16 protein-coding genes and 1 pseudogene are annotated in these 23,372 nt (G+C 44.1%); 2 read left to right on the top strand and 15 right to left on the bottom strand.

Annotation, left to right across the window (positions count from 1 at the left end; all coding sequences use genetic code 11):
- Positions 1 to 299 precede the first annotated feature (299 nt).
- From ACX1C1_RS12760 to ACX1C1_RS12725, 8 genes are all read right to left on the bottom strand, one after another.
- Positions 300 to 5,336 carry a DUF4838 domain-containing protein gene (locus ACX1C1_RS12760; protein ID WP_458957445.1) on the bottom strand — a complete coding sequence of 1,679 codons (5,037 nt, stop codon included), beginning with the start codon at positions 5,334 to 5,336 and terminating at the stop codon, positions 300 to 302.
- A 39-nt stretch (positions 5,337 to 5,375) separates the two neighbouring features.
- Complete coding sequence (locus ACX1C1_RS12755; protein WP_458957444.1) at positions 5,376 to 6,266, bottom strand: carbohydrate ABC transporter permease; 891 nt, start codon at positions 6,264 to 6,266, stop codon at positions 5,376 to 5,378.
- Positions 6,267 to 6,278: 12 nt separating this feature from the next.
- Entirely contained in the window at positions 6,279 to 7,169 is an 891-nt protein-coding gene (locus ACX1C1_RS12750) for an ABC transporter permease (protein WP_458957443.1), read from the bottom strand.
- Positions 7,170 to 7,242: 73 nt separating this feature from the next.
- On the bottom strand, positions 7,243 to 8,892 hold the full coding sequence (locus ACX1C1_RS12745) for an extracellular solute-binding protein (protein WP_458957442.1): 1,650 nt from the start codon (positions 8,890 to 8,892) through the stop codon (positions 7,243 to 7,245).
- Positions 8,893 to 9,054: 162 nt separating this feature from the next.
- Positions 9,055 to 10,464 carry a response regulator gene (locus ACX1C1_RS12740; RefSeq protein WP_458957441.1) on the bottom strand — a complete coding sequence of 470 codons (1,410 nt, stop codon included), beginning with the start codon at positions 10,462 to 10,464 and terminating at the stop codon, positions 9,055 to 9,057.
- Positions 10,465 to 10,477: 13 nt separating this feature from the next.
- Positions 10,478 to 12,229 (bottom strand): sensor histidine kinase, encoded by a 1,752-nt coding sequence (locus tag ACX1C1_RS12735; RefSeq protein WP_458957440.1) that lies wholly within the window; start codon positions 12,227 to 12,229, stop codon positions 10,478 to 10,480.
- 116 nt (positions 12,230 to 12,345) lie between these two features.
- The gene (locus tag ACX1C1_RS12730; protein WP_458957439.1) at positions 12,346 to 14,988 is read right to left on the bottom strand and encodes a glucosidase family protein; all 2,643 of its coding nucleotides are present in this window, start codon (positions 14,986 to 14,988) and stop codon (positions 12,346 to 12,348) included.
- Between the two features lie 364 nt (positions 14,989 to 15,352).
- Entirely contained in the window at positions 15,353 to 15,763 is a 411-nt protein-coding gene (locus ACX1C1_RS12725) for a transposase (RefSeq protein WP_458957438.1), read from the bottom strand.
- On the opposite strand from ACX1C1_RS12725, the pseudogene ACX1C1_RS12720 reads away from it, so the two are divergent.
- Positions 15,764 to 16,519: pseudogene (locus ACX1C1_RS12720) on the top strand (transposase); the annotation flags it as partial.
- A 128-nt stretch (positions 16,520 to 16,647) separates the two neighbouring features.
- Here the strand turns inward: ACX1C1_RS12720 and ACX1C1_RS12715 are convergent.
- The 7 genes from ACX1C1_RS12715 to ACX1C1_RS12685 all read right to left on the bottom strand — a co-directional run bounded on the left by ACX1C1_RS12715 (position 16,648) and on the right by ACX1C1_RS12685 (position 22,452).
- Positions 16,648 to 17,181: a hypothetical protein gene (locus ACX1C1_RS12715; protein ID WP_458957437.1), complete on the bottom strand. Its 534-nt coding sequence runs from the start codon at positions 17,179 to 17,181 to the stop codon at positions 16,648 to 16,650.
- On the bottom strand, positions 17,174 to 17,929 hold the full coding sequence (locus tag ACX1C1_RS12710) for an ImmA/IrrE family metallo-endopeptidase (RefSeq protein ID WP_458957436.1): 756 nt from the start codon (positions 17,927 to 17,929) through the stop codon (positions 17,174 to 17,176). The genes ACX1C1_RS12715 and ACX1C1_RS12710 overlap by 8 nt, the downstream gene beginning before the upstream one ends.
- Positions 17,919 to 18,272 (bottom strand): helix-turn-helix domain-containing protein, encoded by a 354-nt coding sequence (locus ACX1C1_RS12705; protein WP_458957435.1) that lies wholly within the window; start codon positions 18,270 to 18,272, stop codon positions 17,919 to 17,921. Before ACX1C1_RS12705 ends, ACX1C1_RS12710 begins: the two co-directional genes overlap by 11 nt.
- A gap of 285 nt (positions 18,273 to 18,557) precedes the next feature.
- Positions 18,558 to 20,237 carry a 23S rRNA (uracil(1939)-C(5))-methyltransferase RlmD gene (rlmD, locus tag ACX1C1_RS12700; protein ID WP_458957434.1) on the bottom strand — a complete coding sequence of 560 codons (1,680 nt, stop codon included), beginning with the start codon at positions 20,235 to 20,237 and terminating at the stop codon, positions 18,558 to 18,560.
- A gap of 147 nt (positions 20,238 to 20,384) precedes the next feature.
- Positions 20,385 to 21,293, bottom strand: a complete 909-nt coding sequence (locus ACX1C1_RS12695; RefSeq protein WP_458957433.1) for a diacylglycerol kinase — start codon at positions 21,291 to 21,293, stop codon at positions 20,385 to 20,387.
- 72 nt (positions 21,294 to 21,365) lie between these two features.
- Complete coding sequence (locus tag ACX1C1_RS12690) at positions 21,366 to 22,148, bottom strand: sirohydrochlorin chelatase (protein ID WP_458957432.1); 783 nt, start codon at positions 22,146 to 22,148, stop codon at positions 21,366 to 21,368.
- 13 nt (positions 22,149 to 22,161) lie between these two features.
- On the bottom strand, positions 22,162 to 22,452 hold the full coding sequence (locus tag ACX1C1_RS12685; protein ID WP_308098865.1) for a YerC/YecD family TrpR-related protein: 291 nt from the start codon (positions 22,450 to 22,452) through the stop codon (positions 22,162 to 22,164).
- A 203-nt stretch (positions 22,453 to 22,655) separates the two neighbouring features.
- On the opposite strand from ACX1C1_RS12685, the gene ACX1C1_RS12680 reads away from it, so the two are divergent.
- Positions 22,656 to 23,327: a hypothetical protein gene (locus ACX1C1_RS12680; RefSeq protein ID WP_458957431.1), complete on the top strand. Its 672-nt coding sequence runs from the start codon at positions 22,656 to 22,658 to the stop codon at positions 23,325 to 23,327.
- Positions 23,328 to 23,372 lie beyond the last annotated feature (45 nt).

Below are 23,372 nucleotides of genomic sequence, written 5' to 3'. Positions count from 1 at the left end.
CGAGCAATTGCTCGTAGCTTGTGAATGTGATGATGCCCGGAAACCTCTCTTCCCACCCCTTCAACACGTCCGAATTCAAATCACACACGCCGTTAATTCCGCCTTATCCATAAGGCTGCTAAGCGCATTGGTGAATGCTGATCCTCTTTGCCCGCCTACAACCACAAGCCTAATCTTCTTGCTCACCTATACTCCTCCTTCTTCAACAAATCGATTGGTCAAGCCGAATACTTAGCTTTTAGAAAAACCGGCAAGAATATATTCGCTCTTGCCGGGCAGCATCGAATGGTTCCTACTGTTTAGCGCTTCTTTAACTCGAAATCGTCTACATACAGTACTTCCCCATTGAAATTGCTAAAGCCAATGCCAATATACAATCCTTTTACTTCTTTCCCATTACTAGTCTCAGGCACTGAGATATCCCAAGTAAGCGTGGTCCATTCTCCATTACTCTCTGTCGCGAAAACACTTGGCCCAAAAACAACATCAAATCTTTCATTTGCTTCATCAGTATAATAGGCATGCAGTGATATAGTCTCACTGCCACTTAACACTGCCGAAGTTTTGAAATCGAAAGTTACCTTGTAATCCCCTTTCTCCGGCAAGGTAATACTTTGGACCGCATACGTTTCTGGATGGGCAATGACTTTCAAGCTATAACTACCGCTTTTTGCTTCTTCAGCTACCCTGCTAATTTTTCCGGCTGCTACATAAAACTCCCACGGCAACGCGCTGTACGGACCGTCATAACCAATCTCGAATGAAGCATTCCGATTGACTGGCGCCCCGCTTACACCACCAATGGTTACGACATTACTTAAAACTTCAGAGCCGCCAAGATACTTCACCTTGTAAGCTAACTGCTGGTCGCCGGACGTTTCCGCTAGTGACGTTACGGTTAATGTAGCCGTTCGTGAAGCGGCATCCCACGCGACTGCGGCAGGCGCCTCGGACATAGCATCTTGCCCATTCACCACTGGAATGATCGCAAAATCACTAACGACTGGAGGATTGGGAACTATGCCATCCAATTTCACTTCTAACTGGCCATTCATGGCCATTACGCTCGCAACCGTTGGAACCCCTGACAATTCTCCTTCAATTAAAGAGAAGTCATCCACATAAATCGCACCTTCCCCGGGTTCACGATAAACAACAATGGTTGCATGTGAAAAATAATGCGGTACCGTAAACGTAACCGAGTATTGTTCATAGGTATCCGTATTAATGGTTGCCCAGTCTCCAGCTAATCCCACGTTAGGGACATTCCAAAAGTTAATCCCGACTAGGTTTTTCACGCTCATATTCCCGTCAAGCTTACCATGGAAGGAAAGTGTATACGTCTTTCCGCCCTCAAGATAGATCGTTTGCTCACGACTGCTCACCTTTACACGAAGCGCCTTCGTCCCCGTATGCGCATCATCTGTCAACTCAGCTATTGTATCTGGCCAATCATGCCAATGTTCAAATCCTTCTTCAAAGCCGGGGTTTCGAATGTCGAAACTACCAGTAGCAGCAATTAATTTCCCGAGAAAATGACGTACATTCTCTTGCTCGGCTGTATTTGCCATAGAGTCTATATATTGAGCAGTCGACCCATTTGGTTGATTAGAGATCCAGTTAACAAGGAGCCAGTTATGGTTGTTAGAGACGATCTCCCAATTAATAGAAAACGGAACACGCAAATACTCGTCATTCTCATATCGCTTAATATGAGCCAGGCGTTCGCTATCAAACTCTAATCGATCAATCGCAATTTGTAATAATGCCATGGCTTCTTCTTCTGTTGTAGGCTCCTCAAATACTTCCGTCAAATTCGGATAAGAATGATAGGATAGTTCATAATAGCGGAACATGGTCAACATATCCTCTGCCCGTTTCTTTTGCTTCGGTGTCACTGCCTTTGCTACAACTGATTCCAATAATACTCGGCTTGCATTCATATCCGCAGCGGAAACATCACTCAAATAACTAGCTGAAAACAGCGGCATAAAGTTCGTTCTTGGAAAGTTGTTTTTCCAACCCTTATACCAGCCTAAGTCCTCGAGTTGCCCTTCCCAAAACTGCTCCCAAATTTCAAAATAAGCCTGCAAATCCGCTGCTGCATCTTCCCCTACAGCGCGCTCATACCACTCTTCCAACAGTGCATCCTTGTCTTGGTAAGGGTCCCATTGCAATTTCATAGACAGCCAACCCTTAGGCCCCTCCCCAACGTTCGGATTCAGCTCTCCATAAAAGGCGCCCACTCCCTGTTCAGCCGCATAAATATAGCTTTCTTGCATCAAATTCGTATACACTCTCGGCACCATATAAGGCATTCCGTATAAATATTCATAGAACGCAACCGTCGCGCCTGTCTGTGCCCATCCCTCTGTTACCGCATGCCCTTCTGCTTTCAAGTCTGGGTCTTTCCAAGAAAGCCTGTCGTCCGTAATATAAACAACGACACGAGGATCAATCTGCATGTCTGTAGGTGGATCGTATACATTATAGTACGCATAAGTTCCTAAATATTTGTCAGGATGCTTTGCAAATACACCAGCAGCAACTTGATTAACCCACTCGAAGAAAATATTAGATGTATCTACCATACCGATTGAATTCAGTTTGTTAGGATAATCTGGGTGAGCAGGATTCGCTTCACAGAAGCTGGTTGTATCATTAATTCCGATCGAGTATGATTCAGCCTGCGGATGTTGGTCAAAGTAAGTATTAATATTCGCAATCGCTTCCTCTACAATCCCCTCAGCAGTAAAACAAGGCTGCCATGTATGATCCTTGCTCAAGTCTGCCCCTGCTGCATAAAATTCTGGATTTGTATCCTTGTACACAGCTGGGGGAAATAAATTGTATAAGTTGTGTCCAAAATCAATATGCCAGTGTATTTTATTGTTCCGCTTCCACTGCTCCTCTGTAGACCACGGCGACACTTCGAATGTACGGGAGAAAAAGGCAGGTTCTTCACTGACTTCATCCCCGATTGGGACTGAAAGCTGATTCGACTCTGGAACATCCTCCCAGTCCTCTCCTGGCATTAGCCAGAGAACACCGACATATCGTTCCAAAAATTCTGAAACACCGAACTCTGTCCCCCATGAAGTAGGACCTGCAATTGTAATCTTCTTTCCATTTTGGTGAATGACAAAACCATCGCTATCCAAATCCTGTAGCAGCGTTAATTGCTCTTGAACACTCAAGCCAAACTTTCCAACATAAATCAGCGTTTGAGCAGCTTCAAGTTCAGATTCAACCGACGCTGTCGATTGATCTCTCTCCTTCAGCGTCTGATCATCAGACTCCAAGAGTAAATTACCAGAATTGGTAGTATCAATTGGTTGATTTTTCATAATTAACTGGGCATCATCAATAAACACATGCTCTTTGCCTACGAAATTCTCCAATGTTAAACCAAGCCTTGCTATGCTTACTTGCTTGCCATTAACTTGTTGAGAAATCTCACCCTCCCATTTCAACTCTGTCCATACACCCTGACTCGTTTTCGCATTTACTACATCACCCCATTTTGTATCAATAAGTTGGCCATCCGCATCGACTAACTCAATGAACACTCTAATGGTACCGTTCGTTGTTAACGATTCTGGAGTGAGAAAATAGGCTGTATACTCATAATCTCCATAATGTGTTAAACTAACTTCTTGATTAGGCCACGCCGCTGGCACCCCGCTTGCTTTAAAGCTATAGCTTCCGCTTCTAGCCTGTTCATTGCTGCGCATTTTGATGCTCTTTCCAGAGCCATCAACCCAAAATCTCCACGGCAGGGCTTCCGTTACTCCGTACTGTGTTTCAAACGATGGATTCAAGTTTAACGGTGCACTCGGATCCGCCTCGATCGTCATTGTTTCACTATACAACGGCGTAGTGTTTTTATAGGTGATCTTATATACTACGCTTTGCTGAACACCTGCCACGGCAAGGGGAGGCAGATATAAAGTCGCAGTTTTTGATTCTGTATCCCATTCAACAGAGCTCGGACGAATGCTTGCACTTTCAGCCATCCCGTTAATAATCATCGAAATACGATAATCCATTACAATCGGAGCAGAGGGAAGCTCTTCATAATAAGTCACTTGAATAGTACCATTCTCCGCTGCTATTTTATTGGACTTGGAATTATCAACAAGCAGCTTTAGTTGTGCGCCTGTTGATTTCTTCACATATTCGATCAACTCATCTGCAGCAGACTTTGTTTGCATATCCGCATCTCCAGATATCACAACAGCAGCAACTGGACTACCATCCTTTACAATGACAAGTTCATCTGGATCTGGTGTCGGTGTCGGTGTTGATGTCGGTGTTGATGTCGGTGTTTCTGATGTAGGCGTCGGTGTTGGTGTTTCTGGTGTGGGTGTAGTCTCCTTTCTTTCTTCTTCGATTGTTCCCCCGGAAATCAACTTCGTCGCCGCGATTTGTGAATAACCCGAAGTAACGACTCGAATATTGGAATCCCATTTGTCTACAATTAGCGTTCCTTGAATAGTGGAGTTCCTAATGGAAATTTCACCGCCGCCCCAAACGTACGTATTGCCATGTACGATGACGCCGTCAAGCTTGATATTCCCCTGTCCCGCTCCCTGCGTAATGAATAGATCGCCGTAGATAACGATGTTCTCTAGTATTACTCCCTCAGTGTTGATGACTAGATTACCGGAAGCATCACTTGAGTAGCTGCCTTCTTTCTGAATCAAAGTTCCCATTACGTTGTCCAGAAGCTGAATAACCTCTGCTCTTGAAATATTGCTTTTAGGGGAAAATTCCCCATTCCCTCTTCCCTTCGCATATCCTTTATCATACATGGCTCTAACAGCTTCAAGCGCATATGAAGATATGCTTTCCTCATCCTTGAAGCTGTCTGTCTTGTGACCACTAGACATAAGCTTAAAAGCTCTGCTGATAATGACTGCGGCATCTTCACGGGAAATATTCTTATTAGGTTCAAATTTACTTTTGCTTACACCTTGAATAATTCCTGCCCTATAAATCTTCGCAATATCATCTGCATACCAATCGCTTGCTGCTACATCCTTGAAAGGGTGCTCTGATTTCTGCGTGAACTTGAACACTCGGTTAACAAAGGTAACAAATTCTGCTCTCGTGATAGGCTTGTCAGGCAAATACTGATCTTTCCCCTTACCATTCAGCAGCCCTTCCATCAACCATTTATTCATGACTGGATAAGCCCAGTGATCAAAAAGCTCTGATGTCTCAGCATCATTAGCTGTTTCTCCTCGCACGACAGCACTATTTGGAAACATGATCGTAACGAGAATGCAGTAAACCACCAATAAAGACATCACAATTCTCAATTTCCGATTCATACAAGTGTCAACTCCCTTTAATTTAACTTGTTCGTCAGGTTACTCTTTCACGGCTCCCAATGTAATCCCATGAATGAAATAACGCTGCAGAAAAGGATATACCACTAAAACCGGAATCATCGTAACGAGTATTTTCGCAGCGTTCAACGTTTTATTGGACAGCTTGGCTATTTCTTGCAACTGAGTGGAATCCATCTCCTGAAAATTAACTTGTACAACCAACTGCTGAATATAGGTTTGAAGCGGATAATTCTCAGGCCTGCTCATTAGGATTAATCCCTGAAAAAAGTCATTCCAATGGGCTACTATACTAAACAATGTAACGGTAGCCAGCGCAGGCAATGCAAGCGGCACATAAATACGAAGCATTAAGTACCAAGGCCCCGCACCATCTATATAAGCAGCTTCTTTCAGTTGCTTGGGCAGATTTCTGAAGAAATTCATCACTAATATAATACTGAATGCGGGTACCGCACTTGGCAGCACCAAGGCCCAAATGGAATTCATTAGCCCTAACGACTTGATAACAAGGTACGAAGGGATCAATCCTGCACCAAACAGCATTGAAAATACGATCATCCACATATACACATTACGGCCTTTAAACTCGCGAGTATTCATGGAAAGCGGGAACGCCATTAATATAATCATTACAAGTTGAATCGAAGTGCCGAGCAGAACCCGTTCTATCGATACGGCAAATGATCGAAAAAACTGCTGATCATTTAATATTTTCATATAGGCATTCCAGGTAAATTCTATGGGCCAAAATAAAACTTTCCCACCCTCAGCCGCCGACTTCTCACTAAACGAAATTGCGACCGTATGCCATATTGGTGCTATGCATATAAGGGTGATTACAATTAATAGAGCTGCCAGTATATAATCCGTCCGTGTCATCCGTCTTTGACTTATCCCCATACTTTGCATAATTCTCCTCCATTAAAATATCCGGTAGTTGGCGAATCGGGAAGCCAGCCAATACGAGATGACAATTAATACAAAAGAAACAATCGATTTCAATAGCCCCAACGCGGTTCCAAGGCTATATTGAATATTGAGAAGAGCAACCCTGTACACATAAGTATCTATTATATCTCCTGAATCATAGACCAAAGGATTGTACATATTAAAAATTTGATCGAATCCTGCGTTTAATATATTACCTAGGCTTAAAGTTGCGAGTAGGACGACCGTCGTACGAATACCCGGCAAAGTAACATGATAAAGCTTGCGCAATCTGCTGGCTCCATCAACCTCCGCAGCTTCATACAAATCAGGACTAATACCTGTAAGCGCTGCCAAATAAATAATGGTACCGAAACCAAACTCCTTCCACACATCACTAAGAACGATTACGGATGGAAACCAACGATTTTCTCCTAAGAACATAATAGACTCTCCACCCAATGCTTGAATGAAGCCATTAATCGGCCCATCTGTGGACAGCAGTTGAATAATGATGCCGGAAAGAATAACCCATGACAGGAAGTGTGGTAAGTAAACAATCGTCTGAATCCATCTCTTTAGCTTGGCAAACCGCAGTTCATGGAGCATAAGAGCAAATAGTAATGGCACAATCAGATTGGCAAGCATCTTCATGACCGCAATAGAAACCGTATTCGTAAATATCGTTCTGCTATCTCTCAGTTCAAACATATAACGGAAGTTGTCTAGTCCAATCCATTCTGAATGTATAAATCCTAATCCAGGATTATAATCTTGAAAGGCGATCACAGCACCCAGCATTGGAATAAAACTAAAAATGACTAACAAGATCATCCCAGGCAGCAGCATGATATGGTAATGCATTTGAAATCCCCGGTTTTTCATGTATCATTTCACCCACTCTTCCCCAAAAAAGGGCGTTCGTAAAGATTCTATCCAATACGAACGCCCCTCCATTCTATTTATCATTTAACATTTCTTCAATTTCTTTCATAATTTGTTCGCCCCCGGATTTTTTCCACTCTTCAACAAATCTATCAAAGTATTCCAATGGCTCTCTGCCCATAATAATTTTGGTAATCATTTCTTGTTCCATTTTTTGCAGAGCAGGCCACTTCAACTCCATTGATTTGGTTTGGGAATAGAAAACGCCTGATACTTTATTCATCGGCACTTCGAGCGCCCCTCCGCCTACTATATACGCATTGGCGAACGTCCAATTGCCTGCTTCAACTCTTGGATTTCCTCTCTCTGCAATGATTTTATTGTATACATCTAGTCGTCCTGCATCTAAATCCTCTGTCTTGATTTGACCATCCAAAGCTTTCTTAATATCCGCCAATCGTCTCGTTACAATATTGGGTTCAGCAAATGTAGCACGTAACGGGAAGTATATGGCATTCACTCCGTTATACAATTGAGCTGTAGCTTCTGCGTCAGCTTCAATATTTGAATATAGATTCATATATTTAACGAGTGCTTCTGGATTGGAGTAACCTTTTTTGACTACAAAATACTGTGAACTTAAAGCCCCTTGGTTAGCATTAAATTCTCCTTTTCTATCAAGAGGCAAGGCGTAAGCTTTCCATTCAGCCTCAGGGTCATTTTTTATAGAGTCGTAGATTGCCCATGGCGCTGACCAGCTGCCAAACAGAAACATACCTGCGCTTCCCCCATTGACCAGTTCCATTACATTTTTGCGAACCGCATACTCCTTATCGAGCAATCCTTTTTCATACCAATCACGCAGTTTAGCAACCGCTTCTTTCATTTCTGGCGCCGTTGTGCCGTAGTATACCTTACCTGCATCATCTTGATGCCACATGAATGGATGTGCATTGTAAGCTCCATATACAGGTTGGAAAGAATTATAATCATCTCCAACTAAACCCATTGTATCTGGTTTCCCGTTCCCATCCGGGTCATCCTCAATAAACGCTTTCATAATGACTTCAAGCTCATCTACAGTTTTAGGCGGACTAAGTTTTAGCTTATCCATCCAATCCTGTCTCAGCCAAAGTAACTGAATAAAATCTTCATCGACATTCAAATTGGGAAGTGCCAATAATTTCCCATTAGATGTCGCCCCCTTAAGTGCTTCGCCTTTCGTTAAATCATACATTTCTTTCAAATGAGGGGCAGCATATTTCTCATACACCTCTGTCAAGTCTTCAAGCTGGCCTGCCTTAACCATAGCTCTAAACTCTTTCTCGCCTACCACCATCATATCTGGCAAATCATTGCTGGAAATAGCGAGCGCCAGCTTTTGCTTAAAAGGATCTCCAGAAGCAGCTATCCAATCCGCTTTGAACTTTATGTTGAGCTTTTCCTCGAAATAACGTGTAAACTGATTGTCCTCTACCGTATCCCCGGCTGGTAATGTACTGTCTCCTGCTGGAACCTCTTTCCCAATCGTAATAATCACTGGCTCAGAGTACTTGCCGAATGGATCCTCCGCTGTTTCTGCCTGATTGTTCGAACTCGTTGATGTTGCTTCCGGTGTTTTACTCTGTTCCCCATTATTAACTTGGCTTTCAGCCTTTCCGCAAGCGGTTAACAATAGTGAAATCACCATTGTTAAGCTAATCATGATACGTGCTGCCTTCATAGTTACATCCCCTTCTTCTCAACTTTTACTGTGCTACATCTTTATTGTAGAACAAAAAAAATCGTCCAGAGAGACGATTTGTTCACATGAATAGATTAAAAAACCACTATCTTTAATCTATTCCTGACTATCCATCGTGTAAAAGTATCCCTATTTTATGATCTATTGCCTAAGCTTGTTATATTGAAGCCGATATTCACTTGGCAGCATCCCAACCTGTGACAGAAACACTCTGCTAAAGTACTTTTCATTAGGATACCCGCACTGCTCGGCAATACGATAGATCGAATGAGAGGTTTGTTCTAGCAGCAATTGCGCGTTTTCCATTCTGATCTCGCGAATATAATCCTTGAAATTTTTCCCTATTATATTTTTGAAGCAAAGACTGAAATAGCCTTTACTCATATTAACCTTTCTGGCTAAATCAGAATGCAGTATATCCTCTTCGAAATGATGATTTATATAGTCGATCGCCAACATAATACTTTGAGTAATTTCATTCGAAAAATCCTCTTTTTTAACAAAACCACTAAGTCGATTGCCAGCTTCCTTTAACCATGCTTCCCAAGCCTGCCAACTCAATTGACCTTTCGGAACTTCAAGCTGTAGAGATGCTTCTTCCGGTACAATACGTCTCCAATTAATTTGTGCTGCATAAAAAACGCTTTCCAATTGAGCGACACTGGGTCTCATCTCCTTAATCTTGCTAACTAATTCGTTAAAAACATGTGGTTGAATTGTCCATAGCAATGATGACCATTCCGTACGGTAAAAATGGTTATCTGCCTCGCCCCACCCCGGATACTCCTTCTTCAGTTGCTCTGCCTGATAGGTGTGGATGACCTGTGTTATGTTCATTTCATAAAACATGGATTTCTCCTTAAAGACAAGTAAACTTTTACGATAACTGTCTATCTCGACGCGCAACAGTCCTTTTATTCTAAGTATCATCCATTGCTTATTTACATTTGTTCTAATCACTTCTTCCTTTAATACACGACAATCAATCGTCACATTCCTAATGGGTGCAGACCAAATACCAAGACTTACTTCATTAAGCTCGTCCGTATGAAGGAAGGGTAGCTGTTTGATTAAAGAAAGCTCCGAATGGTCACCCAAAGCTATAAATACAATTGCTTCATCATGATCTTCCATTTCCTCTATTGCCTGGGCGGATTGAACCTGCTGCGGGGATCGTTGAATTCTTCCACTTATTCTGCCGAGCACCTCTTCCATTCTGGTTTCTTCAATTTGTACTTTTGCAATATAATCAATCGCACCAATTCTAAGAGCCTCTTGTATAATTTCAAAATCCTGATGAAAGGTTAACGCTACACAATAAATATTTGAATATAATTGTTGAACACGACGCATCAGCTCGAGACCAGACATAATGGGCATCGCAATATCGGTGACTAGAAGATCTACTTTATGCTTTTCCATAAATTCCAGCGCGGTTACCCCATTGTTAGCTTCTCCAACAACAGTCATACCGAATAACTCCCAAGGCATTTCTGATATAATACCTCTACGTGCCAATTTATCATCATCGACCACCAATACTTTCAGCATACTAGCTTCCCTCCTATGAAGATCCATTCAATTCTATCGGTATGCATAATGTCATAATGGTTCCTTCTCCAAGCTTGCTATGAATATCAAATTTTGCCTGATCACCAAATTGCACGTTAATAATTCGATTTACATAATACAACCCAATTCCCATTCCTACCTTGCGTTGCTCTAGCGATTGATTTTGCAGAAGCTGTTCAATATCTTCCTCTGTCATACCCGCCCCATTGTCCTTCACTTGAATGATCATATAGTTGTCCTCTTCCAAATGAATTTGCACTCTAATTTCCCCTTCGTCCTGGAGGCCATGGTATAAGCTATTCTCAACTAATGGCTGCAAAATAAATCTGGGGATCGGTTTCTGAAGCAATTCACTATCCGCCAAAATAACAACTGAGAAATCAAAATCATACCGAATACGCTGAAGCTCCACATAATTATTCATAGCATTTAATTCTTCCTGCACGGTCGCAACGCCGCTTTTGCCCATGTTATAGTACAATACTTGATTCAATGAAAAAATTAATTTATCTATTTCATACAGACCTTTTGATCGAGCTAACCAACGTATCGTATCCAATGTATTATGAATGAAATGAGGATTAATTTGGAATAGCAGCTTCTCCATTTCCATCTCTGATTTCCGTTTTTCCTTCTCTTTCACCTCTTGCAGAAGCTCCCATATTCTTTTCCTCATCACTTGAAACTGACGCAAAACAAAATCAAACTCTATAATCTTGGTCATTTCTAAAGGGGAATGAAAATGGCTGTTTTGCATTTTTTTTATTTCATTATTGAAACGTCCTAGCGGCAATCGGATCGTTCTCCATATGACCCATGCAAACATCAGCGCAATACCAATAGCTAAACATATAAAAAAGCCAAATTGACGAAACCATAAGTTTTTCTCACTGTTATAATCTGCTTTAGGGATAGCGGCAACTAGCTTCCAGCCCTGATTATGATTTTCTTCAAATAAATAGTGGCCTTCACTTTCATTCATGCCGTTACCAGCTTGATAGGGCTTATAGTCAGCACCGACTACAAAATGATCTGGATTTTCACTATAAGTAATTCGATTCTGTCCATCCACAATCAAATGAGATATATTCATAGCGGATTTATCCGCAGCCAATACATCCTGTGTGAGCTGATAGCTCGTCTCAATATATACATACAAGTTATCATATTCTGGAACATCAACCTTACGCGTAATAGACAACACCATCCTGTCAATATATTTACTCAATGTTGTCGGGTGTGGACCATAATAGGTCAGTTCTCCAGTAGATAGAAGTTTAGGATGCTTCTCGAAATCAAACTTCTCTTCTACTAGCATGTCAGAGAGCACATAATTTTGTGTATCCGAAAAAAAATAAAACATATGACCAAGGTCAGGGTTAGAAAATCGAATCAAATTCACATTTTTTTGTATTTCTTTCTCTAGCTGCAGTTTTTCCAGCAAATCGCGGTTTTCTAAGTACATGGCTAGATCATTTCCAATAGAGCCATTGAAGGCTAATTGTTGAGATACATGATTTAAGTTTGCAAGTGTGTTCTCAAAGGATATCTTCACCTGTCTCAAATTGCTTTGAACGCTGCTATGTATTTTATTGTCAAGGATAGATGTGATGGAGACATACGAAATAGCACCGCTTAATAGTAACGGTAATAATGTGCTTAGCAATAACACAGTAATAACCCTATTTTTCAATCCATAAAAAATGGGGTGCAAACGTATTCTATCTGCGATCTTTCCGTTCATCTCTGCTGCCTCCAATAAGTGTGAAACTTATTAATGCTTATAATTTCAGCAAAATCGCCAGGAGCTTCCCTGACGATTTTGCTTTTGTAATATATCAATATACTACAGTCTCGCGACTAAAAATATAACATTATTTCAGCGGTACAATCTCGCAAATCTACTATGACTGCTTCTTCCTCAGCCTTATATTCCCCGCCGATCACCCTGCCTCCCTTCTTACCACTTGGATGTGGAAGACGGAGCTTAATAGATGAAGGCTTTCTATCTGCTTCACAAATAAACTTGGCTGAAATAACACCATTTCTCACGTCAGATTTAACAGTAAGGGAAAACTTGCCGAAATAGCTGTTCACATTGTTTAAAGAAATCTCTTTATCTTGTTCGAGCCATTTGCGCGGGATCGCTGGAAGCAATTGCAACTGGTCTCCTTCCTCCATATAAAGCATCCAGCGGCTTTGCATAAGGAACCAAGCTTCCTCGTGGGTTTTATGTGGACTAACCTGATAATAATGCTCCCAAAATGTATATGTCTCCCTATCCGCCAAGCCAGCAAACGAGTTATAATAGGCCTTTAGAAAGGCCTTCACCTCGCCTCGTTTAATATGAGCCCAGGGATGAATACAATAATAAGGTTGACTAAAACCGACATTCTGGGTGTACATGAGCTCATTATGATAACTCAACATGAAATCTGCAGCTCTTTCATTTACATCAATAACCTCATGAAATAGAAGGTGAAGAGGGCCGAGTATCGAGTCTCGAGCTACAAACGTTCCATGAGTAAAACATTTCTCTGCTGTTTCATACAAGGCAAGCGGCGCTTTCGCCTCCACCCAAGGCGGAGCTGTAGGAACCCAGCTCCCATCGCCAAGGGGAACAACAGGTGACAACGCTACCGATTGCAAAAAAGATTTTCGAATATCGTCCTTCATTAGAATTGCTGTTTTTTTTATTTTCTCTGCAAGCTCCGGATCACTCTCTGCAAGCATCTCTGACAACCTACTTAAGCCAAGATAAGCATACCCATTCAACATAAATGAATGATAAGGATCTTCAGGATCAGCTGTCTTTCCATCAATCATACCATTGCCCGGTTTATCAAGCTCATCACTTATATTTCGCTCACGCCAACGTAATAAATAGGAATAGGATTTCATGAGTTTAGGTTTAATCGCGTTCACCCATTCCTTATCCTGTGTATAACGGTAATGCTCTCCCATACACCATAGCGCAGCTCCTGTTTCCAGCATATAACCGCCAAAATTTTGAATGAAGCCGTCGTCATGCTGCTTTTCCAAAAAAAACGATAGTGCCCTTTCAGCTGTTTCTCCAAGACCCATTGTATCCATAAATTGAATAATGGGAGAGCTTTCGGAACCAATTGCAGTATAAATGCCAATGGCTGGAACAATCGTTCCATCCGGCCCTTCCCCATATGATGAAATATCCAAATGCAATAAGCCTGCTTGTATCATTTCCTCAATTCGTTTTTCTGGCAGCTTGATTTGTGCGCTGCTGTCGCTTTTTCTTTTCCAGAACGACCGACATTCCTCTAGCCGATGATTCATATTTTGTCCACGCAATCGTTCTGCACGCTGCTTGCTAATCGGTTCATGCGGAAGTAACAAATGGATTTCCAGCTTTTCGCCAGGCTTTAGCAATAGTGCCACTTCTTCTGCATTCAGCGGTTGACCGTTAATAAGAGTAATCGCGAACACACGATCCTCCGTGAATTGCCCGTAACCATTCTGACTATCGAATGAATAAGGTATTTCCCCCACATTAGGAACCACATTTTTATACCAAGCATATCTAGGAACCTTACCTGTATTTGTAATTGTAATCTGACTGTAGAAGAGCGTGTTTTCTTCAGAGCTCGTATCCCCATCCAGCAGCTTGGTCCGAAGCTTCGTCTGCTCATCTGTCAACATATGCCCAAAACCATACCCATCAGCAATCAGGTAGTGAGTGCCCATTACCGTTTCCTGCTGAAGAGGAATAGATTCATAGGAGACAAATGATCGGGAATGATATTGTACCTCATCATCTACAACAATTTGATTAAGAATAGGGAGTGTCCCGTCCTCTAATGAACGCGTTACTGGATCCGTACAACCGATCCCTCTGCCAAGCATATAATAATAGCGAACTGCCTTTCCTTCATTCTCGGGCAAGCCACGCTCAATACCATGCATACGAGGCTGAATCCAATCCCATTGCAGGTCTGAGCCAACCACAGGAGCTGACCAGAAATTATTGCTGCCTCTTCCCCTAGACTGTGTTTCGAATATCCGTGCATCACGTCCCGTTCCCAGCCAAGTAGGACAAGGTTGATTACGCGTGCGTGCCGCAGCAGCCTCGAAGCATTCTTCGTGCTCAGCCTCCAATTGTGCTAAATTAGTTAAAAGCCCACGATCTGCTATATCCTTTTGCAATTCGCTATACGAACGTGGGTCATCATGCTCAGTAACTGCCACACCATACGCCGGTATATAAATCGGATATTCCTTGCACACATCCGATATAAAAAAGCTAAATGGATTTATTGCTGCATGAATCGTAACAACCGTCTTATTATTGCCTGGCAATCTATTCACTTCTATCTCAACCCGTAAAGGGTCGCTTTCTGTAATCGTCCAATCACCATTTAATGCTGCAACAGATCCCGAGCCAACCTTACAGGAGCCCAGCGTCCCATGTCTGACTGCTATATAACCGCTAGTTGGTCCTTCTTCCCACAAAATCGCAACTTTCGTCAAACCTTTGTCCCCCTATCCCATTACATAACTTTCAACTATTAGTGTAGATTAAAAGATATGAACCAAGGGAGATACTTTGTTCATCAAATTAGATTAAAAATCCACTATTTTTTACTGTGAAAGGATTTTAAGCACGTAGTAACTGCCACATACAAATCCCGGTTTAGAATATGTGAATTTGATCGCCATGATGAAGAAAAAAGCAATAGGATGCCCGGTACGTCCGTTTTGGAAGTATGTTGTTTAAACACTCTTCGTTTGGGCTATGCTGTTAAGCTACAGGTCGAGCAGGCTCTGGTCCACCTTCAACATAGGCAGTCTTGTTCTTCAACATCATATAAACTTCGTTGCAGTCCAGGCTGCCTCACATAATGCGGTTTTTACATGCTGATTTCCCTTGCGAGTTCGTATACTTTTTTTTACCAGCGCTCTCATGATTGCCTGGAGCAACGCCTGCCCAAGAAGCAAGGTGATCGACTGTGGGAAACTGCTCCATGTCTACGCCAATTTCGGCAATGATTGCATAAGCGGTCACCGTGCTGACACCCGGAATGGTTTGAATCAGCGTATGGGCTTCCTCATATGGTTGTAGATGCGCTTCGATCTCGGCATCGAGTTCTGCGATGGACTGCTCAAGCAAAGAAATATGCTCCCAGCAATTGCGAATCATCAGCATTTGATGGGTATTGAGCGTGCCGAATAAGAATTCTGCTGCACGTTTCTTACGGAGCCGGGTCAAGTCGCGGAGTTCTCGGTAGAAGCGGAGTATTTTCAAATGTTAATAGAGATCCCGAATATCGAAGATGTGTTTCATATTCCGGAGCCGTGGTACATCGAACGCTGTGAATTTGATGAAAAGATGGAGCGATTGGATGTCTACATCAAGTTTCGAAAGGAAGTGCTGTTTGCTTGTTCAGGATGCGGGAAAGAGACCCAGCCGGTATAGTACATTGCAAACTATGATCAGGTGTGGCGCCATCTCAATTTTGCCGAATATTCAATCTATTTTCATGCTGAACATCCGCAAACCTGTTGTGGGGGATGTGGTCGGATTCTGCGAGTGAATGTGCCTTGGGCTATTCAGCCGCGAGCGGGATTTACCTTGCTCTTCGATGCATGAATTATTGCAATGGCCAAAGAAATGACCATGAGCGCCATCAGCCGAATCGTGGGCGAAACGGATAAGCGCCTTTGGCGAATCCTTCATTATTACATGGATCAGGCGATTGCGAAGCAAGATCTGTCCCATGTTACGGCCATCAGCACCGATGAAACCTCAGCGAAGTGCGGCCAAGACTACATTACCATCTTCATGGATCCAGAACAACGTAACGTGATTCACGTCGCCAAAGAAAAAGATGCTTGGACATGCAAAGCTTGTAAAGCGCATCTGGAGGCTCATGGCGGAAACGCTGACAACGTAACGGAAGTCTGTATGGACATGTCTCCCGCCTTTATCAAGGGGGCGCAAGAGAACTTTCCTCACGCTGCCATTACGTTTGACAAGTTTCATATCATCAAGCTCTCCAATTTTGTAGCCGCTTAATGAAAGGTGACGATAAATCCATTTTTTCAATATAAACCATATTGGAATAAACGACATTTATTTGTGACGGCAAGTCAACCGAAAGTACAGCAGTTTGTTCACTGTTGTTCGATTCATTTTATTAATCTTATGTAATCAGAAAAGGACGGAGCTCCTAATTTTCGACGTTTCTTAAGCATAGATGCCCAAATGGTATTTCCTTCATCTTCTGTGATAAAGCCTTTCCTTAGTGCTTCAACCAATATCTCACCGGTAGTTATATGTCTCAATCCAAATTCGCTAATATATGAACTAATGTCTTTTAAGTTATTACTTGCGACAATGCCGTTACTGGTTTTTGCCAGAGCAATAGATGCAGCTTCTCCTGGCCCAATAATCTTTTGTCCTTCATTTTGATAGGTCGTAAGCTTTTGATACAAAGTATGAGTTTCGCTCCCTACGATGATATCCGCCAAGCTAGCCTGTTTATCTTTAATCAGGGAATCAATTCGCTGTTTAAGATGTGGTGTGGTTGGATATGACAATTCGTCATATGCTGGCTTCGGAATCACAATCATTCCAGGATATAATAAAGTCAATAAATTTTGTTCATTCACCCACAAAAACGCTGAAATACAGTCGCTATCAAAGAAAAGCGAATCAGTCATTTAAATCGCCACCTTCAAATTCATCACCATAAACCAGATCAGGTCTAAAAGCGGCAAGTAGTAGTTGCTCATATTTTCCAGATGAAACAAGATCTTTTGCCAGAAGTTCTTCGGCTTGTTGAATATAATATCCGTATGTTTTGTATTGCTTAGTCTCCGGAAGAGGTCTATATAGAGTTTCGTCATAACCCAAATTTATTGCCGACCGGATTACACCCTGTCTAAACGGTTCTGCTTGTTGCGGGGTTAATTTGTTATCTTCAATTAACCTGCTCAGCATTGCCTGTCTACTTACACCAAAATATTGTTCCAGTCTGACAATTTCTTTAATTTCTAAGCTGTTCGATAAATTGCTTTGCATTTTTTTAATTGCTTCAGATAAAGCTAAGGGCGGCATAAGAAAATAGGAAGCAAACTGGTCGGCAATTTTTTCAATTTCATTACCACTACCGATTTTCATTGCAGAAACCATCGAATACGTATTCTCATCAAAATATAAGTGAAATAATTCATGCGCCATAGAGAAACGCTGTCTGCCTACAGACATAGAAGAATTTATTGCAATGACTGGATTACCATCATTTTTTATACACATTCCACTCAAATGGTCACCCATTGGATAAAAAACTAAAGTTAATTGTGGGATTGTGTGTACCAACGAAAAAATATCGACCGGAGATGCTGTATCTTCGCCAAATTCCTTGCGTAAACTTAATGCTTTAGTGCAGATATCTAATTTATCTATCAATAAAATTGCCTCCTAACAATCGAGTCATAAAATTTGAATTCATAGCAATTCTATTAATGGCACTAATTGTCTCAAGATCATTTTCATCTATCTCGTTAGCTCTAAGAGCAAATACAATTCGATTTGTAGGGGCAGAGTCTTTGTTAAAGTTCTCTATTTCAACTCCAAATAATGCGGATAATTGATCAAGCATATCTGAAGTTATAGAGCGTTCGTTCTTTTCAATTTTTGATATTAAGCTTTGATCAACCTTTAAATATTGGGCAAGGTTACTTTGTGTAAAACCACTTTGTTCCCTCAAAGTTTTAATGTTCTCACCTATATGAGTAACTGCATTGTTCATAATCGTACCTCCTTCTTTACTTTTATTATATGCAGTTTTAGTCATAAAAACAATTGAATATATAAGAATTTTTATGACAAGAGATAAACACACACCAATCCACTCTCTCACGAAACAAAAACATCCAACCTGCTCTATCACCAAGCAGTGACATCCAATCCGCTCTGTACGCGGATTTTCTGCTCCTTGGACATGTTCCCGCAAGTATTAAAAATAGGGATTTCAGAGCCTCCGGATTCTAGCCGGCAAACCCCAAAATCCCTTACCTACAAGGCTTTCACTGCCTTACTCTTTTACCCTAGACATCCATACTACGCACTCCACATGCACCGTCCACGGGAACATATCCACCGGCGTTACCTCCACCGTGCGGTAGCCGCCGTCCTCCAGCACGCGCAGATCGCGGGCCAGCGTGGACGGATTGCAGCTGACGTAGACGACACGCTCTGGCTGCATCTTTAGAATCGTATCGAGCAGCGCTGGGTCGCAGCCCTTGCGCGGCGGATCTACGACGATGACGTCTGCCTTCGCACCCTCCTTGCGCCAACGTGGAATGACAACCTCTGCTGGTCCCGCCTCGAAGGTCGTGTTGTCCACACCATTAAGCGCAGCATTTCGTTTTGCGTCCTCGATTGCCTCCGGTACAATTTCTACGCCGTACACATGCCCCGCCTTGCGCGCCAGGAACAAGCTGATCGTGCCGATGCCGCAGTAGGCGTCAATAACGTTCTCGTCACCCGACAATGCTGCATATTCCACAGCCTTGCTGTACAAGGCAACCGTCTGGGCAGGGTTGACCTGATAGAATGACCGCGCCGAGATCGCGAACCTGATGCCGTCCAGCTCATCATAGATCACATCGCTGCCCCATAACGTACGTGTCTCGTCCCCAAAAATAACATTAGTGTTATGCTCGTTAACATTCTGCACAATACTCTTTAGTCCCGGCAGCTCGGCGCGCAGCATCTCGATCCATTCTGGCTGCCGCGGCAGCCGCTGACCGTTCGTGATCAGCACGACCATGATCTCCCCAGTCACGACTCCGGCTCTGACCATAACATGGCGCAGCACCCCAGTGCCCGTCGTTTCGTCATACGGCTTGATGCGCAAGTATTGGGCAATCCGCTTTACAACGCGAATCGCTTCGTCGTTGCGCTCACCCTGGATGAGGCAATCGTCCATGTCAATGATGCGATGCGTTCCGCTTGCGTAGAAACCGGCGATTAGTCCTCCGTCTTCAGCCGAGCCGACTGGAACTGCAGCTTTGTTGCGGTATCGCCAAGGATCGGACATACCAATCGTCGAACGGACAATGACGCCTTCGCTTGTTTCGTTCTCGGCAACCGACAGCTTGCCGATACGCGTCAGGTTATCAATGACATGCTGTCTCTTCCAGGCAAGCTGCGCTCCGTAATCGAAGTGCTGCAGTTGGCAGCCGCCGCACTCCTCATAGATATCGCAAGGCGGATCTAGCCGATCAGGACTGCTTGTTAGCACATTCTCCAGCGAGGCATACCCATATTGTTTCTTCTGTTTCGTAACACGCGCCTCGACTTGCTCACCAGGCAAGGCCCCATGAACGAACAACGTGTATCCGTCCACGCGTCCCACGCCTTCGCCGTCATGCGTAAGCCCGATCATATCAAGCGTCACCTTGGCATGCGGAGCAAGTGGTCCGACCTGCTCCTTGGCAGTTACTGCACGCTCCTGTGTACGCCGTCCTCCACCGCCTAATCTGTTATCAGTCCGCGCCGAGTCACGCCGTCCTCCACCGCCCGCTCTGTTATCTGTCCGCGCTGGGGAACGTCGCTCTCCTTCGCCTGATCTGTTATCAGTCCGCGCCAAATCACGCCGTCCTCCACTGCCCGCTCTATTATCAGTCCGCGATGGTGATGGTGCAGAGGCAGCTTTCACCTTACTTTTGGCGCCATGAGGGCCTCTCTTCCCATTCCCTTGTTTCTTCATTGTTCGTCTTTCCTTCTCCTCGTCTCGGTCCCGCCATCCCCTAATCAGAGCAAAACAGCTAATCGCACGCGACTAGCTGTTCACAACGACGATCCGAGACATTCATATGTTTAGCTATCTTACAGCGTTACAGTTACTCGTTACTCGTTACCGATAAGTAGATTCTCCGCTTTCGTCCGCGAAGATATGCAGATGCGACGGCAAGACGGAGAAGTTGCACGGCAGTACGCCGCCATATTCGCCGTCGAGGTTGATCTGTACATAATCCGGCGTCGTCACCTTTAGTTCATTCGTCCGGAAGTGTATCACATGCGAATCGTTTAAGTGCTCGCCTCTGAGCGCAAGCGTAACCAGTCTTATAAATTCGGCAAGATTCATCCGTTTGATGAGCAATACATCTAGCAGTCCGTCATCCAGCTTGGATTCTGGCGCTAGTCGCTCAAAGCCGCCAACAGAATTACTGTTGCAGATGAGGAACATCATAAATTCGTCATGGAAGTCGCCGACACCTGCTGCCTCGAACTTAAGCTCCGTTGGACGAAGGCGCGTCATTTTCTCAAGACCCTTCATATAATAAGCCAGCTGGCCAATCATCGTCTTAAGTTTGCTTGGCACATCGTAGGTCAGTTCCGTGAGCGAGCCCCCGCCTGCAATATTGATGAAATACCGTTCATTCGCTTTGCCGACATCAATTGGGCGCGTATATTGCCCGATGATTAAGTCGCATGCATATTCCCAATGCTTAGGGATGCCCGTTGCACGAGCAAAATCGTTTGTTGTACCAACCGGCAAGATGCCAAGCGGCGGACGGTTAGGCTTATTGGCGAGACCGTTGATCACCTCGTACAACGTGCCGTCACCACCTGCTGCGATAATCATATCGTATCCGCGCTCCGCAGCGTCAGCAGCCGCAATCGTTGCATCACCTTCGCCAACCGTCGCATGGACAGTTGCCTCGATGCCTCCTTGATCGAGTCGCTGCAAGATGTCCGGCAGTCTTCGTTTCATCTCTTCCCTGCCTGAGGTCGGGTTATAGATCAGTCTTGCCCGTTTCATCGAAACTTCGTTCCTCCTTCGCCAACCGCTCAATAATTCAACGCTTTATCCATCCGATCGTCCTTACAACGCTCAAGCATTGCTTGTACTTAACAACCACTCCGCCATCTGCCGCTTAATCCAACGAACAATCGCAGGATGCGGCAGCATAGCTTGGCCGTTATATTGATAAGTCAGACCGTTCAATCTCGTTGGAATGACATGATTCGTAAAATAGCCTGGGCTTAAGAACAGCGGCACGACGATCACGCTGCTTTCCGGGTCTTCTCGCTGCAGCGTCCTTAACCTGTCAGCCGCCATATCCGGAAGCAGCATCGCATAATCAGCTCGCGCGAAGCCGCCAAGCTCTCTTAGTCGCTGGGCTAGTCCGGATAATCCGTCTCGCCAGCGCTCGTGAAAGATCGGCTCCTTGCTCCCATGACCGACCAACAGCAAGGTTTCTCTTGCAGGGTCTGAGGAGAGATTCGCTATATTGGCTAGCAACAGCTCCGCAATCTCGGGATCGTCGTCAATCGGCATTCCGTAAGCCACCGTAACATTAGCGCTAACCCGAAATGTTCCCAAATCGCCTATTATTTCAGACAATGGTGCTAATCCAAAGGCTTGTCCGATCTCATCGACATGTGTGCTGCCAGAAGACACAAACAGCGGCAATACAAATATCTCGTTCACGCCAAGACGTTCAAGCTCGTCAATGCCATCTTGAATAAGTCGACCATCCACAATTTCAAGAAACGACGAAACGACGGGGACTAGGGCTTCATGTGCAGCCGCATTCACCGCTTCATCGACGAGCTTGATCCAATTGTCTTCTCTGGAGCCGTGACTCACTACCAATACGCCGGATTGCTTCACGTTTCGCGCCTCCTTATTTGCCGAGACGCTCCAGTGCCATCTTGTATCCGTCATTACCGTAGTTCAAACAACGTTTGACACGTGAGATCGTCGCTGTGCTAGCGCCAGTCTCCGCCTCGATTTGGTTGTATGTACTGCCTTTGCCTAACATACGCGCTACTTCGAGCCGCTGGGACAAGGATTGAATTTCGTTCACCGTACAAAGGTCATCAAAGAAAATATAACACTCTTCCACCGACTTCAAGGTCAGAATGGCCTCAAATAGTTGGTCAATTGCTTTATCGTTCAGCTTCTTCAGCTGCATGTGCATTCACTCCTATGATTACTATAACTCTTATTGTATCCTTTTGTAGCCATTAGTTCAAACATTACAGTAGTTCCGCTTTAGAGAAGGACAGCATGAAGACGGGCTAATAACTATATTTTGTTGCGGTACCCGTGACATTAGTCCAATCCAAGCGTTTGCCTATGCCATAAGCTAGTAGAAAAGAAGGGTTGTGATCCGTATTGAATCCATATCAAAATCCGGGAGCCGGTAACGGGCACGGCAGCGGTCTCGGGAGCGGGCAAAGGAACTTAAGCGGCAGCGAGCAAGGCTACGCCCACCGGCAAGGCCAGAACGTGCTGGGCCGTCCATATAGCGGTCTGCACGGCGGCTTCCACTACGATGACGCGCCAAGAGGTTTGCCACAACTTCAGCAACAGCCTCCATTCCATCAGCCGTCACACCAACAGACACACGCGCAGCAGCCGAATTCAAATGGCTCATCGCAAAGTCCATCCCGTGACATCAGTCCCAGCCTAATGCCAACCGTCATTCAGCCATCACAGAGCTCGCTGCTGCCTGCTGCCCCAGATTCACCGGCGAAGCCAGGCTTCTCTCTCGCCAATTTGACCAAGTATGCGAATCTCACGGAGATTAAAGGATTTGTCGACCGGATGGGCGGCTTGGATGGCATTCTGTCTACCGTAACGAAAGTACAGAAGGTTGTCGGCAGCGTATCTCAGATGGCTCCACTCGTTAAGGTGTTCATGGGCTCCTTTGGCAAGAAGTCAGAGTCCACCAATAGCGGCAGCGCACAGCCTAGCTACAGCCGCCCCAAGACACGCAAACGCCGTCCCAGCACGACGAAACGCACATCAGTCAAACGCCGCAATCGTCCAAGACGCAGAAGATAACTGATCAAAGGCCACTCAACAATAACAGCTCCCGCTAATTTCTTC

The organism is Paenibacillus sp. strain BS8-2 (assembly GCF_054483835.1).
This window is presented reverse-complemented; position numbering and strand designations above follow the sequence as displayed.